The organism is Herbaspirillum huttiense (genome assembly GCF_047300815.1).
Lineage (GTDB): Bacteria > Pseudomonadota > Gammaproteobacteria > Burkholderiales > Burkholderiaceae_D > Herbaspirillum > Herbaspirillum huttiense_A.
On the sequence record NZ_CP178609.1, the window covers coordinates 13,618 to 27,785 of the forward strand.

The 14,168-nt window shown below is 54.1% G+C and carries 11 protein-coding genes and 1 pseudogene; 4 read left to right on the forward strand and 8 right to left on the reverse strand.

The window, feature by feature from the left end:
- Position 1: 1 nt before the first annotated feature.
- The 8 genes from ACLRDN_RS25145 to ACLRDN_RS25180 form a co-directional block, all read right to left on the reverse strand.
- Positions 2-334 carry a CzcE family metal-binding protein gene (locus ACLRDN_RS25145; RefSeq protein WP_166675021.1) on the reverse strand — a complete coding sequence of 111 codons (333 nt, stop codon included), beginning with the start codon at positions 332-334 and terminating at the stop codon, positions 2-4.
- Between the two features lie 158 nt (positions 335-492).
- Positions 493-1,014 (reverse strand): DUF2846 domain-containing protein, encoded by a 522-nt coding sequence (locus ACLRDN_RS25150; protein WP_134221033.1) that lies wholly within the window; start codon positions 1,012-1,014, stop codon positions 493-495.
- A complete protein-coding gene (locus ACLRDN_RS25155) occupies positions 998-1,936 on the reverse strand; it encodes a cation diffusion facilitator family transporter (RefSeq protein ID WP_134221034.1) in 939 nt (312 codons plus the stop codon). The genes ACLRDN_RS25150 and ACLRDN_RS25155 overlap by 17 nt, the downstream gene beginning before the upstream one ends.
- 9 nt (positions 1,937-1,945) lie before the next feature.
- Positions 1,946-5,149 carry a CusA/CzcA family heavy metal efflux RND transporter gene (locus tag ACLRDN_RS25160; RefSeq protein WP_134221035.1) on the reverse strand — a complete coding sequence of 1,068 codons (3,204 nt, stop codon included), beginning with the start codon at positions 5,147-5,149 and terminating at the stop codon, positions 1,946-1,948.
- Between the two features lie 29 nt (positions 5,150-5,178).
- The gene (locus ACLRDN_RS25165; RefSeq protein ID WP_166675022.1) at positions 5,179-6,738 is read right to left on the reverse strand and encodes an efflux RND transporter periplasmic adaptor subunit; all 1,560 of its coding nucleotides are present in this window, start codon (positions 6,736-6,738) and stop codon (positions 5,179-5,181) included.
- 8 nt (positions 6,739-6,746) lie between these two features.
- The gene (locus tag ACLRDN_RS25170) at positions 6,747-8,033 is read right to left on the reverse strand and encodes a TolC family protein (RefSeq protein WP_134221036.1); all 1,287 of its coding nucleotides are present in this window, start codon (positions 8,031-8,033) and stop codon (positions 6,747-6,749) included.
- Between the two features lie 68 nt (positions 8,034-8,101).
- Complete coding sequence (locus ACLRDN_RS25175; protein ID WP_134221037.1) at positions 8,102-8,455, reverse strand: cobalt transporter; 354 nt, start codon at positions 8,453-8,455, stop codon at positions 8,102-8,104.
- 81 nt (positions 8,456-8,536) lie between these two features.
- A complete protein-coding gene (locus ACLRDN_RS25180) occupies positions 8,537-8,827 on the reverse strand; it encodes a DUF4148 domain-containing protein (RefSeq protein WP_134221038.1) in 291 nt (96 codons plus the stop codon).
- Positions 8,828-9,026: 199 nt separating this feature from the next.
- On the opposite strand from ACLRDN_RS25180, the gene ACLRDN_RS25185 reads away from it, so the two are divergent.
- The 4 genes and pseudogenes from ACLRDN_RS25185 to ACLRDN_RS25200 all read left to right on the forward strand — a co-directional run bounded on the left by ACLRDN_RS25185 (position 9,027) and on the right by ACLRDN_RS25200 (position 13,986).
- On the forward strand, positions 9,027-9,698 hold the full coding sequence (locus ACLRDN_RS25185; protein WP_134221039.1) for a heavy metal response regulator transcription factor: 672 nt from the start codon (positions 9,027-9,029) through the stop codon (positions 9,696-9,698).
- Complete coding sequence (locus tag ACLRDN_RS25190) at positions 9,695-11,116, forward strand: heavy metal sensor histidine kinase (protein ID WP_240733825.1); 1,422 nt, start codon at positions 9,695-9,697, stop codon at positions 11,114-11,116. Before ACLRDN_RS25185 ends, ACLRDN_RS25190 begins: the two co-directional genes overlap by 4 nt.
- 26 nt (positions 11,117-11,142) lie before the next feature.
- Positions 11,143-12,867 (forward strand): phosphoethanolamine transferase, encoded by a 1,725-nt coding sequence (locus ACLRDN_RS25195; RefSeq protein ID WP_241813807.1) that lies wholly within the window; start codon positions 11,143-11,145, stop codon positions 12,865-12,867.
- 141 nt (positions 12,868-13,008) lie between these two features.
- Positions 13,009-13,986: pseudogene (locus ACLRDN_RS25200) on the forward strand (EamA family transporter).
- Positions 13,987-14,168 lie beyond the last annotated feature (182 nt).

Consider the following 14,168-nt stretch of genomic DNA (forward strand, 5'->3'; position numbering starts at 1 on the left):
ATTAATGACCGCGGTACAGCGGATTAGTGCTCAGGTACACGGTGGCATTTGCGCCATCGAAACCTTGCGGAGCGATCTTCGAGAACGCGAACGGCTGCAGGCCGAAAGTATCGAACTTCCAGGTGAAGCTCTTGCCTTGCGAGACGAATTTCACGATCTCGCCCTGCGCGACGTTGACGTACTTAGTCGAAGCATTCATGGTGATCTCACGCTCCGGCAGTGCCTTGTTGGCGGGAACGCCGAAGGGATCAGCGACTTGAGCAACGGCATTAGCGCCGGCGAAGGACATCAGCAAAGTTGCGGCGATTGCGATCTTGGAAAACTTGGACTTCATGGCAAACCTCCTTGGGGTGAAATGTCGTTTTGACGATGAGTTCATTGTAGGGAGGAGCCAATTACCAAAATCGAACGAAATTATTACGATTGCGTAATAATTTCGGATCCAAAAAAAAGGGGCGCAAATCTGCGCCCCTTTCTCCACATCAAATTCAGCTAGTCGATCTTCGTAAGCACCAAGTCCAGCGGCTGCACGGAATCTTTCGCTCGTTCCCTGCTTACAGATTTGATACTCGGCTCCGTCGAGAAAAAGTGCTCTGCAATCTGGTACTCCAGGAAGGCCTCTTTCTGCATATCAACGGAAATCGATACCGTCTCGATTTTGTCCGCCGTAACCTTCACGGTATGTGTCCCCGGCCGCATTTTTATGCGAGCGAAGGTCTTCGGCCCCAACTCTGCCAGGAATACACCGTCCACGAATATCTTCGACTTAGTACTACGCTGCTGGGCATAAGGCCGCGTTATGTACATGTAGCCCGATCCCTCAGGCGCCGGCGTAAAGGCTTTAGCCTCATCGTCATGCAAGTCGTCATGCACCGGCACAGCTACGCAGACGCTAGTTTGTTGCAATATCGTGCAGGGAACGCTTTCAGGTGACGAAGTCGCGCATGCGGATACCAAAGCCATCGATGCGGCCATCAATGACAATCTGATCCAGCGACTAGTGTTTGTGGTCATCGTGATCCTCCTTCCCTAGCGGAGAAAAATTATGTTCATCAGCGGCCTGTTCGCAGGGCGTATCTTCCATCTGAATGGTGACATGGTGAATATCAAACTTCTCTGCCAACAACTTCCGAATCTTGTCCAGCACTTCAATATTGGAAGTACGCGAGTCATAGACAACGTGAGCGGTCAAACTTACCTTATCGTTCGATATCGACCACACATGAAGATCGTGAATCGATTGGGCACCTTCTATTCCAAGAATGCTCTCTTGAATGTCATCGATATCCACGTGCGCCGGCGTCGCCTCCAGAAGAACGTTAATACTCTCCTGCAACAGCGTCCAGGTACGTGGCAACACCCAAAGACCAATAGCCACAGCGATAACCGTGTCAACCCAACCCCACCCAGTGAACCGGATGATGAGGGCTCCGGCGATCACGCCTATGGAGCCGAGCATGTCGCTCCACACCTCCAGATAGGCTCCTTTAACATTCAGGCTCTTGTCTTTGCCCGACATCAGAATCCGCATACTGACAAGATTGATGATCAACCCTAGGATCGCCACTACCAACATCGCACCGGACTGAATCTCAGGCGGAGACTTGAACCTCTTGTATGCCTCGACGAGGATATAGACCGCTACCGCGAACAGCATCAAAGCATTGAATAATGCGGCCAAGATTTCATAGCGCGCGTACCCAAAAGTTCTTTTTGTGTCTGCTGGTCGCTTTCCAATGCGGATTGCAAATAACGCGATCGCCAATGCTGCACTGTCTGTCAACATATGTGCCGCATCGGAGATCAACGCGAGGCTCTGGGTCAGAACACCCGCAACAGCCTCCGCAATCAGAAATGTCGACGTCAGGGCAAGCGCGATCTTCAGCGCCTTCTCATTGCCCCCTTGCGGTTGAACGTGCGAGTGTCCTTGTCCCATATTTACCTCTTAGTTGGCAATGGATGAACGCTTAGCCCAGAACTTCCAGAAGGGAGGACGCGATGTCTTGCCAGCTGGTGATTCATCTTCGTCCTTGTCATGTGCCAACTTGTAGAGCAGCGGCAGCACGAGCAACGTCAGCGCGGTCGACGACAGAATACCGCCGATCACCACCGTTGCCAGCGGACGCTGTACTTCTGCACCGGTTCCGGTGGCCAGCGCCATTGGGACAAAGCCCAGAGACGCGACCAGCGCCGTCATCAAGACTGGGCGTAGACGCGTCATCGCACCATCGTGAATCGCTTCATCCAGCGAACGTCCGTCCTCGCGCAAGCTCCGAATGAAGGAGATCATCACTAAACCGTTCAGAACTGCAACACCTGATAAGGCAATGAAACCAACAGCCGCAGAGATCGACATCGGAATTCCACGCATTGCAAGGGCCAAAATACCGCCCGTCAACGCGAATGGGATACCTGTGAACACCAGCATGCCGTCCTTGACGTTGCTAAACATCGCAAACAACAGCACGAAGACCATCAATAAGGCAACTGGAATCACAATCTGCAGGCGTTGCGTTGCCGACTGCAGATTTTCAAACTGCCCGCCCCAGGTAGTCCAGTAGCCAGTGGGGATCTTGACTTCAGACTGCAGCTGACGCTCAGCGTCAGCCACGAAGCCACCCAGATCGCGGCCACGAACGTTGGCACTGACCACGATGCGACGCTTACCGTCCTCCCGGCTGATCTGGTTTGGACCCGGAGCGACGTTCAGGGAAGCGACCTCACCCAGCGGTACATAGCTTGTGCGCGTAGCACCGTCCTGCAAAGGCAATGCGATTGGCAGTCGGCGAATAGCCTCCAGATCGGTACGAGCATTGTCCGGCAGGCGCACCACGATGCCGAAGCGGCGGTCGCCCTGGAACATCGTACCGGCCTCCTTGCCACCGATTGCAGTCGCGATCGTGTCCTGAATATCCGACACGTTCAGACCATAGCGTGCGGTCTTCTGACGATCGATATCCACGGTCAGCATCGGCAAGCCCGTCGTCTGCTCAATCTTCACCTCGGTGGCGCCCGGAATTTTCTCCAAGACGGCCGAAATCTTGCTGGCGGTGTCATTGAGCACATTCATGTCGTCGCCGAATACCTTCACTGCCACGTCACTTCGAACGCCCGAAATCAGTTCATTGAAGCGCAGCTGAATTGGTTGCGAGAATTCATAGTTGTTACCCGGAATCTTCGCGACTTCTTCCTGAATTGCTGCAAGCAGCTCCTCATGCGTCTTTTTCGGTTTAGGCCACTGGTCCAACGGCTTGAGCATAATGTAGCCGTCGGAAATGTTCGGCGGCATCGGATCGGACGCAACTTCCGCCGTACCGGTTCGAGCAAACACTCGTTCCACTTCGGGGAATTTCTTTTTTAGTGTCTTCTCGATCTGCTTCTGCATCTCCAGAGACTGGGTCAGGCTCGTGCCCGGGATTCGTAGCGCCTGAATAGCCATATCGCCTTCGTTCAGGCTCGGAACAAACTCCGTGCCAAGACGGGTCGCTACTACGCCACAAACAACAATCAAGGCGCCGGCAAAAGTCAGAACGACTGCCTTATTCTCCATAATGGCCTTCAGCATTGGCTCGTACAGACGCTTTGCCCAAACCATCATGAAATTCTCTTTCTCGGCGACTTTCTCTCCGATGAACAAGGCAATAGCTGCCGGAATAAAGGTGACCGACAAAATCATGGCACCGATCAGGGCCGCAACGACGGTAAATGCCATCGGCGTGAACATCTTGCCTTCGACACCCGTTAAGGCGAACATCGGCAAATACACGATCATGATGATCAGTTGGCCAAAGATCAGCGGGCGGCGAGCCTCCTTCGCCGCGGCGAAGACTTCATGGAAGCGTTCGTTGCGCGTCAATGTACGGCCATGATGCTCCTGGGCGTGTGCCAATCTCCGGACACAATTCTCCACAATCACCACGGCGCCGTCGATGATGATCCCGAAATCGAGTGCACCGAGGCTAAGCAGGTTCGCACTCACCTTGTTTGTCACCATGCCTGTGAACGTAAAGAGCATGGCCAGAGGAATCACGGTTGCCGTGATAATGGCTGCACGGATGTTGCCCAGGAAGACAAACAACACCGCGACCACGAGCAATGCGCCTTCAACCAGATTCTTTTTCACCGTGGCGATTGCTTTGTCGACCAATACAGTACGGTCATACACCGTCACCGCCTCAACACCCTTCGGTAGGGTGCGATTGATTTCCTGCATCTTCTTGTCGACGGCCAGCGAAACCTTACGGCTGTTCTCACCGATTAGCATGAAGACGGTACCCAAGACCACCTCACGACCATTTTCGGTCGCGGCGCCTGTACGCAGCTCGCGGCCAATATCGACGTCCGCTACATCACGCACGCGAATAGGCACGCCCTTGACGTTGGACAGCACAATGTTGCCAATGTCTTCGATCGAAGCCACCTGACCAGGAGCACGAATCAAGTACTGCTCGCCGCGGCGCTCAATATAGCCGGCGCCGACGTTGTTGTTGTTCTTCTCCAGTGCCTTGATGACCGTATCCATCGTCATGCCGTAAGACGCAAGTTTCTCCGCGGACGGGGCGACTAGATATTCCTTGGCGTAGCCGCCAATGGTGTTGATCTCGGTCACCCCTGGGACCAGACGCAACTGCGGCTTGATGACCCAGTCCTGAATTTCCCGCAGGTCTGTCGGAGTGTATGGCGTTCCATCTGCCTTGCGTGCATCGTCCTTGGCTTCGACAGTCCACAAGTAGATCTCACCAAGACCGGTAGAAATCGGTCCCATTCCAGGATCAATGCCCGCCGGCAGCTGGCTTCTGGCCTGCTGAATACGTTCATTGACCAACTGGCGAGCAAAGTAGACGTCCGTGCCATCCTTGAAGATGACCGTCACCTGCGACAGTCCATAACGCGACAAGGAGCGGACCTGCTCCAAATTGGGCAAGCCAGACATCACGGTTTCAATCGGATAACTGATTCGCTGCTCGGTTTCGAGCGGAGAATATCCAGGCGCGGAGGTGTTGATCTGCACCTGCACGTTGGTGATATCAGGTACGGCATCGATAGGTAGCTTTTGATAGCTATAGACGCCGTATGCTCCCATCCCAAGTACGGCGAGCAGGACAAGCCATCGATGCTCGATGGCGAAGCGAATAATTCGTTCAAACATGATTTTCGTCTTTCTCGAAGTCGCCGGTATTAGTGGCCATGCTCAGCGGAACCCTTGCCCAGCTCAGCCTTGATTGCGAAGCTGCCGGTCGCGGCATACTCAGCACCTGCGTCCAGACCTGATTTGATTTCCACAAATTTCCCGCTCGTACGACCGATAGTGACTTCTTGAGCCGCGAAGCCGCCAGGAACGCGAACGAACACCACGCTCTTCTCATCGACGGTCTGGATTGCATCGGCAGCCACGGCCACAGGTACCTGCGCCTCGTCGGAAACGACTTCAACGTTCACGAACAGGCCAGGACGCCAGCTGTCATCCGAATTCGGAAGTACGACGTGCGCCTTAGCGGTGCGGCTTTGCTCGCCAATCAGGGAGCCAACGTAAGAGATCTTTCCGCTTGCGCTTGCGCTGAAGGCAGTGGCGCGAACAACCACCTTCTCCCCCACACGGACAACTTGCATATCCTTGGGCGAGACGATGATCTCGGCCCACACGCTGGTCAGGTCGGAAATCAGGAAGGCGTTCGCATCTTCGCGTACAGCCTCCCCCAGTCCCAGGTGCTTTTCGACAATGACACCGTCGAACGGAGCACGGATTTCATAGCGATTCAGGCCGCCCGAGGATCCAACCGCGCCAATTGCGCGCAGCTTTTGTTGGGCATTGCGCACCGACACTTCTGCTTCACGCAGGGTAGTTTGTGCCTGCAGATAGTCTTGTTCAGCAGAGATCTTCTGTTCCCACAGGTTCTTCTCACGTTGATACGCGGTCTTGGCAAGAGCCAGACGCTGCTCGGCATTCAACAACTCCGAGCGTTGCTCCGAAACGGCACTGCTGTTAATGACTGCCAGAATCTGGCCCTTTTTCACCCTCTGGCCCAGATTGGCGGATACAGATTCAACAATGCCTGCCACTTGCGGTACAACGTGGGCAGTACGGTCTTCATTGAAGCGAATTTCCCCTGGCAGCTGCAGACTGCTATTCAATTTCATGGCGCTAGCGGTCTTCACCTGGATACCAGCCGCAGCCATCTGCTCATTGTTCAATTCGATCTTTCCTTCTTCCTTGGAAAGTGTGAACTTCTGAGAACCGGTCGGCGTCGATGCCGAGAACTTGATGTCGAACAGATGCGGCTCCTCGATCGGCGCGCTTGCCTTCAGGGCATCTTTCTCGATCTTGAATTCCAGTAACTCACCGGCCTTGCCCGGACGAGTCAATACTGCGGACAATTTCACTGTGGTGGGCGCCACCGGCTTATCAGCCTGGTAGGGATAAACTACCAGTGCGCCATCGCTTTCAGACAGCAGCACTTCGAAGGAAGACTCTCCCTCCTTGTACACAGATCCACCATGTGGGCCCTTGGCCGGCGCCGCGCTGTGGTGTTCGCCGTCGCCATGCCCAGCAGAATCTTTGTGCTCGCTGCCTTTTTCTTCGCCATGGTGCTCATTGTCCTTGTGGCCACCCTCCTCTTGGTGTGCAGAGGATTTTCCGCCGCCCCCGGCCGAACTGCCCCCCTTCATCAAGGTTACCCCCGCCAAGAGTGCTGCGATGGCGATGATCGCCGCGATGGCGAGTTTTTGCTTCTTAGTCATGTTTGATCTCACTCAGCTGAAGGTGTCTCAGTGCCGGCCAGACGATCCAGGTCTGCGGCGGCTTGGAATGCGGTAGAAAGCGCTTTCCAGTACTGCGCTTTGGCTTGGAAATAGGTGCGCTGCGCGTCAAGGACGTCCAGATATCCGAACTTCCCTAGCTCGAATCCGGTTCGCGCAGCTTGATAAGCACTTTGTGCCCCAGGGACAATCTCGCCACGCAACGCGGCAGCTTCTTCTCTTGCGTTACGCAAGCGCTCGAAGCTTTGAGCAGCTTCGCTCTGCATCTGCACTTCAACGATCGACAACTCATCGCGCGCTTTGTCGACGCGCTTCAATGCTTCGAGCTCGTTGCCCTTATTGTTGTCCAGAACAGGGATGGGAACGGAGAAACCGACCACCCACATATTTCTGGCACTCGATTCATCTCGCTTATTGCCGAAGGTGAGGCTCACATCGGGCGTACGCTTGCTGGTCTCGATCTTGGCCAGCGCACGACGGCGTTCGACTTCGAGCTGCGCGAGCTTCACGGCAGGCCCGATCGCGACTTTCTCAGTCAGTTGTGCGATCGCCGGCAGTGCAGGCAGTGATTCAACGCCACCATCGGTCAGTTGGAACTCATTGCCAACAGAGCCCCAGAACATTGCCAGCTTCTTCTGCGCGAGGATCAGATCGCTATCGGCTTGGTTGAGCTCCAGCTGCGCACTGGATTCGGCCACTTTGGCCTTGGTTTGCTCAACGGGCGATATCTTGCCTGCCGTGACGCGGCGGCCAGTCATATCCGCAGATGTCTTCGCTAGGCCCAGCAGCTCCTTGGCCAGACGCTGACGCTCCATCGCCACCATCACGTCGTAGTACGCAGCAACCACCCCGGCGCGAATTTCCGTGCGCTTCGCAGCGTAGTCCAGCAATGCCATGTCGCGTGCTCGTTGAGCCGCCTCAATTCGGGCGCTACGCTTGCCACCGAGCTCAATCGGCTGAGTAATTTGGTATGTCGTTGTCCGGCTGGACTTCCGGAAGTCCTCCATCAATGCCGAGAACTCAGGATTCGGCCTTGCTCCTGCTTGGACGATCGTCGCCTCCATGGCGTCAATCTCCTTGCGAGCGGCGGCCAGGGTCTTGTTCTGATCAAACGTCAGGCTGATGGCCGCCGGAAGCGACAACAAGCGAGGCTCTTTGACAAGAGACGAAGCGGTATAGGGTTGGGGTTGTTCTGTGTTTCCAAGCGCAGTGGACTGCGCATGGCTGGAGCCGGCTGCGAGCAGCGCGAGCGCCAGCAAAAAGCTGTGCCGATACATCGAATTCTCCGGTGATAAAAAGGGGAATTCGGCGAGAGCAGTTGTGTATGCGGATTGTCCTCGCCGAGTTAAGCGGCGAGCTGCCAATTGGGCTTATCGGGCCCATCGGCTATGTGAGAAGTGGGATGGGGAAAGTAGCTCGGATGCGACTTCTGCTCGGCAGCCGGGGGAACGATCACACTGGAGTTGTAGATCTGCACCGATTTCATGCAAGAAAAATGACACAAAGAGCAACCGACATCGCTGTCGCTGGTCTTCGATTTTTCGGACCCCGCGTGATCATCGGCCTTTGCTGACGGATGTTCGTGGTGCCCCAAATGCGTCGGCACTCGATCATTTTCCGCTTGACAATATGAGGCCATCGCCGCCCAAGAGAGCTGCATCGGCAACAACAAAGCAAGCAAGATAATCAGTGCGCGCATGATGAGAAGGATTATAGCTACCGACCGAGCCGATCGGCAGCTATGAGGTTAATGTGCAACATGGCCATTAATCGGCGGCGATTATGCACCGTTGTACAGCGACGAGTCAAAGGCCTTGCTTTGGGTCGGGCTGCCGGCAACATCTGGCTTGACCGAGGTGGTCGACGCCGGCTTGCCCAGGCGTGCAGCTTCCAGCTCGGCAACCACGTCAGCACGGGTCTTGGTACTTTCGAACTTGATCACTGGGTAGTTGTTGCGCGCGTTGAGGTTAGCTTGATCACGCTCAGCCTCGGTCTTGACAGTAGATTGTGCGAAGGCGGACACCGACAGAACGGTAACCATGGCGCCGAAGAGGATTTGGGTTGCTTTCATGACATTTCTCCTAGAATGGAAGTTGAAAAAAAGTCGCCTGATCTAGGCGGTTCGATCGCCAACTCCTTGTATGGCGAATCGTTGGAATGGATTCTACGGAGGGGGTGCGAACAGAAAGATTGCCCAGTTATTACAGATTTGTAATGAATACCGAAGCCGGCTGATTCAGAATATTGACGTTTTCGATGGGATTAAAATCATGCACATCTTGCTAGTAGAAGACGAACCAAAATCTGGAGACTACCTACGGCGCGGCCTGACCGAGTCAGGTTTTGTCGTCGACTGGGTTCAGTCAGGGGTAGACGGCTTGCACAACGCACGAACGCTGGAATACAAGCTCATTATTCTGGATGTGATGTTGCCTGGCATGAATGGCTGGGATATTTTGCGAGAATTGCGCCGCACCCACGATACCCCCGTACTATTCCTCACGGCACGTGATGAAATCGAGGACCGTGTAAAAGGGCTTGAGCTGGGTGCTGATGACTACCTGGTCAAACCATTTGCATTTACAGAGCTACTCGCCAGGGTACGCACACTGTTGCGCCGTGGACCGAGCCGGGAATCCGACATAATCGAGTATGCCGATGTCCAGCTGGACGTACTACGAAGGAAGGTGACTCGCCATGGACAGCGCGTTGATCTGACCGCCAAAGAGTTTGCTTTGCTGCACATGTTGATCCGCCGGCCAGGCGAAGTTCTTTCTCGGCCCCAAATCGCCTCACAGGTATGGGATATGAACTTCGACAGTGACACCAATGTGGTTGACGTCGCAGTTCGCCGGCTGCGGGCGAAACTAGACGATGGCTTTGACAATAAATTGCTTCATACCGTCTGGGGCATGGGATACGTCTTTGAGGCTCGAAATTGATCGCCAAGAATCCAGCCTCGATGACATCTCGCCTAGTAACATTGTTTGCACTAGTCGCAGTCGTCACCTTCTCAGCAGTTGGCACTTACCTCTATCACTCTCTTTACGTCCAGCTTGAACGCCGAGATGACGAAGAACTGATCGGAAAGAGCCGCTCCATTGATCACCTAATTCAGGAAGCGAACTCGATCGAAAGAATCAAGGCCAATAAGCACGCTATGTTGGACACCATTAGCGGCCACGATCAGCTTCTGGTGCTCATAACGGACTCAGCAGGTGCCACCATTCTGAAAAACTATGAGGGTCCGGCGGAAGAGGGCTTCCCTCTTTTCAACAGCCTGAAGACAGCCCAATTCAACACTCTTCAGAGCTTTATTCTGGGAGGCAATAGTGCGCGCTTCATCGCTAGCAGACCCACGACAAGTACGGGTGAGAAGACTTTGGTAGTTGTGGCACGCACGGCATCGGATCGCATGGAGTTACTGGCGGACTACCGTACAGAGGTCTGGTACGCAGCGGCCATCGGCACCCTTCTAGCGACAATCCTGAGTTTCTTTCTCGTTCGCAGCGGCCTGCAACCACTACGTCTCATGGCTGCACAAACACATGCTGTCTCAGCCAATCGCCTTGACACCCGACTAGACATTCGGTCGGCGCCCAAAGAGCTGCACGAGATCGTAGAGTCATTCAATGCGATGTTGGACCGGCTGCATCGTAGCTTTGAACAGTTAACTCAGTTCTCAGCGGACCTCGCGCACGACCTGCGCACTCCACTCAACAATCTCATGGTTCAGACGCAGGTCGCGCTTGGTAAGCAGCGCACCCTTGAGGAGTATCAAGGCCTGCTCAGCTCCAATATCGAAGAGTATGAACGTTTGGCCAGGATGATGGAGAGCATACTGTTCCTCGCGAGAGCAGAAAATGCACATGTTGCGGTGAAGATTCAAGCGCTCAGCGTCGAAGATGAACTGGCTAAGATTTCAGACTATTTCGAGGGTATCGCAGAGGATGCCAGAGTAAAAATTGTAGTCGGCGGCACAGGGGAGATCTTTGCCGATCCAATGCTGTTGCGCAGAGCTCTGGGCAACCTGATTGCAAATGCCATCCGATACACTCCCGCGGAGCGAACTATTCGAGTCGAAGCGACAGATATCGGTGATGTCACAATCCTGACTGTCTCCAACCCAGGAGAAGGTATTCCAGCTGAAGTGGTTGGGCGGATCTTTGATCGATTTTATCGGGCGGATCCATCGCGCAGCAGTTCTAGTGGATCAAGCGGACTTGGCTTGGCGATCGTGCGCTCGATCATGACATTGCACGGTGGAGAAGCCTCGGTCAAAAGCATCCAAGGCGAACGAACAATATTCAGCCTGACATTTCCCAAAGAAGCCAAATCCAAGTGCGCCAAAAGCGCCTGATGTCCATATCGCAGACGAAGCCATAAGTGCTCGTCATTCCAAATCTACCTTGTGAGTACTTTAAGTTGAAACGACTTGGCTACCGACTGCTCTTGGGCATTGGCGGACTGGTGACATTTTGGGCGGTCGGCATGATCAGCGCCAATGAATTTGCCAAAAGCACGGTCTTGATGGCCACAAGCCTACCAGGCATAGCAGGCCTCTTTATCGCACTTCCTTATTTCCGGTCGCGACCGCGATGGCTGACAGCTGTCAGTCTTGGCATCCTCTTTCTATTCTTCCTGGACGCAGCACTAAAAGGCTTTCTGCGAGAATACTTTGGCCTGCGGCCGAATCCTGTTCTCGTTCTGCACGCTGTTTTTAATACAAATCCTGGCGAAGGCAGCGAATTCTTCCTGCACAATTGGCGCGAAGTGGCTAAAGCCACCTCGACGTTTCTGGTCATAAGTGCCTGTACTTTCTGGTTCGAGAAATGCCTCTCTTTCAGAGAAGCTCGATTGCCGGTTAGTGTGCTGCGTAGATCCGGATTTGCAAGCATCGCTCTCCTACTTAGCTCATTCCTGGCGCTGCACTTCAATCCCACCATGGCAAAGGAGAATCCGGCGCTATTCTGGCCGATTCGATACATGGACTACCGTGCGCAGCTAAAGCAGGCGCAAGACATGCAGCAGAACATAGCGCGCAACATGGCCAAACGGTCCGAATGGAAAGTGCGGTACACCGGACCGGCCAGCAACACCGTCGTCTGGATCATTGGCGAGAGCACCAACCGTAGCAACATGTCGCTCTACGGCTATGAGCGTAGAACTACCCCTATGCTGGATGCACTGCGCAATCAGTTAATCGTATTCCAGGACGTGATTTCATCTGAGCCGGCCACGATGTCGTCATTGATGAAGATGTTCACGCCAGCTGATCTGGCTTCCCCGGATGATTGGGACAGCAAACCGGACGTGTTAATGCTAGCCGAAGAAGCAGGCTACAAGACGTTCTGGATATCCAACCAGGTCCCAAATGACGGGTGGCTCGGTCTTGTGTCGGGGCGGGCCGACGAAAAGCTGTTCATCAATAAAGGAGCTGGCCGTGGCGAGAACAATTTCGATGGAAATCTACTGCCGGGATTTAATGCTGCTCTGGTTAATCCTGCGCCCAAGAAGCTGATTGTCGTTCATCTACTTGGGGCCCACCCGACATACGACATGCGCTACCCGAGGTCGTACGCAAAATTCGACGATGTCAGCGATACCGTCACAGACCAACTATCCGCCGCCGGACGGTCGCTTTGGATCCGCCAATTGCGTAATGAGTATGACAATGCCATCGCTTATAGCGACTTTGTCGTGGCAAGTATGATCAAGAGTACTATGGCGTCTAACTTCGGTGCGGTAAGTCTCTTGTATAGCGCAGACCACGGTCAGGAGGTCGGGCACACAAGGGATCATGCGGGCCAGTCTGCAGTAGACGCCTCTGGATATGAGATACCGATGCTCCTTTGGATGAGATCTTTCTCAGGCGCAAATGCTGTGGATAAGGCAATTTTGGAAAATCGGCCGTATCAGACGGATCACCTTGAGCACACTATGATGGGACTGCTCAATATCGAATCGCGTTATTACTCCGCCTCCAGAGACATCATGAGTGACGCATTCTTGAGGGAAGACTTCTCTAATGGACTTAGGAGAATAAACGGGCTCCCTTACTTACCGCGGACGATGACGTTCAATCAGTCGCCATCTGCTAGCAAATCTTGAGGTCCAGAAAACCTTCCTTAGTAAGTTTGAGCAATGCCGTCAGACGGCGCTGATCGCTTACCCTAGCGTGCTTCATTCGGCGGCACGTACACTGTCGTGAAAGAAATGCCAGAAAGAACCAATTTCTGAAGCGAGAATGCAATGAAACTGTGGACCACTATCTCCGCGCCTGGAGTCAAAGCAGCTCTGGCCGCAGCCTTGCTTTTCGGAGCTGCCACGCCGATCGCCAAGCCCCTCCTCGAAGGTAACTCACCTTGGATGATTGCCGCCCTCCTGTACCTTGGCTCAGGGGTGGGGCTATTCATCTACAGGAAGGTCGTCGGCGCCCAAAAGACTTCTCTTCAACGCAATGAAATAGGTTGGCTTGCTGGTGCCATTGCCTTCGGCGGGGTCATAGCACCTGTACTCCTGATGATTGGCCTAACGGCAGCAAAGAGAATTTTGACCGACGCATAGCGATCGGCATGGTGGCGATCGTGATTGGCGCAGTGGTTCTAAGCCTTCCACGTGAACTGAGTCATGTCCAGATTTGGCCATCGCTGGCGATTCTAGGCGCATGTTTTGCATGGGGCATCGACAATAATCTCACACGCAAGGTGTCGACGGCTGACGGCTCCTGGGTCGCTAGTGTGAAAGGGCTCTCGGCGGGATTAACGAATCTGGTGATCGCCATAGCAATGAACGCGCGCCTCCCGAACATCTCTGTCATAGCGGAAACCATGGCTCTGGGCTTCCTTTCCTATGGCGTCAGCCTGACATTGTTCGTGGTAGCCCTGCGGCATCTGGGTACTGCGCGAACCGGCACTTACTTCTCTGCGGCGCCATTTCTTGGCGCGGTCTTAGCACTTGCCAGTGGTGAAGCCCTGACGCCTCAACTTCTCATAGCTGGCGCATTAATGGCGTTCGGCATTTACCTTCATCTCACTGAGCGTCATGCTCACGAGCATACTCATGAGGTAATGGAGCATGAACATGAGCACACTCATGATGATTTGCACCATGCTCACACCCATGATGCTCCCATGGCTCCCGGGACGAAACACACCCACAAGCATCATCAATCGCGCATTACACACACACGATCACTTCCCAGATACACATCACCAGCACCAGCATTGATGTATTACTTCTCTTCAGAGTCGAACAAAGCTGTGTCACGACGCCGTACCATCCATTCGCCCGACATGATTAGCGGGTCATGCCAGCATTCGGCCAGAAGTGGACATCCAACCACGTCGATGTTTGGTCCATGATGACATTCGAGCCCTTATGCCAAAATGTTCGCTATTAACGTTGGCAAC

Excerpts from the sequence above, each read along its gene's own strand:
- ACLRDN_RS25155 (WP_134221034.1), bottom strand. The coding sequence starts at position 1,936 with ATGGGACAAGGACACTCGCACGTTCAACCGCAAGGGGGCAATGAGAAG.
- ACLRDN_RS25185 (WP_134221039.1), top strand. The coding sequence starts at position 9,027 with ATGCACATCTTGCTAGTAGAAGACGAACCAAAATCTGGAGACTACCTA.
- ACLRDN_RS25170 (WP_134221036.1), bottom strand. The coding sequence starts at position 8,033 with ATGTATCGGCACAGCTTTTTGCTGGCGCTCGCGCTGCTCGCAGCCGGC.
- ACLRDN_RS25180 (WP_134221038.1), bottom strand. The coding sequence starts at position 8,827 with ATGAAAGCAACCCAAATCCTCTTCGGCGCCATGGTTACCGTTCTGTCG.
- ACLRDN_RS25175 (WP_134221037.1), bottom strand. The coding sequence starts at position 8,455 with ATGCGCGCACTGATTATCTTGCTTGCTTTGTTGTTGCCGATGCAGCTC.
- ACLRDN_RS25160 (WP_134221035.1), bottom strand. The coding sequence starts at position 5,149 with ATGTTTGAACGAATTATTCGCTTCGCCATCGAGCATCGATGGCTTGTC.
- ACLRDN_RS25145 (WP_166675021.1), bottom strand. The coding sequence starts at position 334 with ATGAAGTCCAAGTTTTCCAAGATCGCAATCGCCGCAACTTTGCTGATG.
- ACLRDN_RS25165 (WP_166675022.1), bottom strand. The coding sequence starts at position 6,738 with ATGACTAAGAAGCAAAAACTCGCCATCGCGGCGATCATCGCCATCGCA.
- ACLRDN_RS25150 (WP_134221033.1), bottom strand. The coding sequence starts at position 1,014 with ATGACCACAAACACTAGTCGCTGGATCAGATTGTCATTGATGGCCGCA.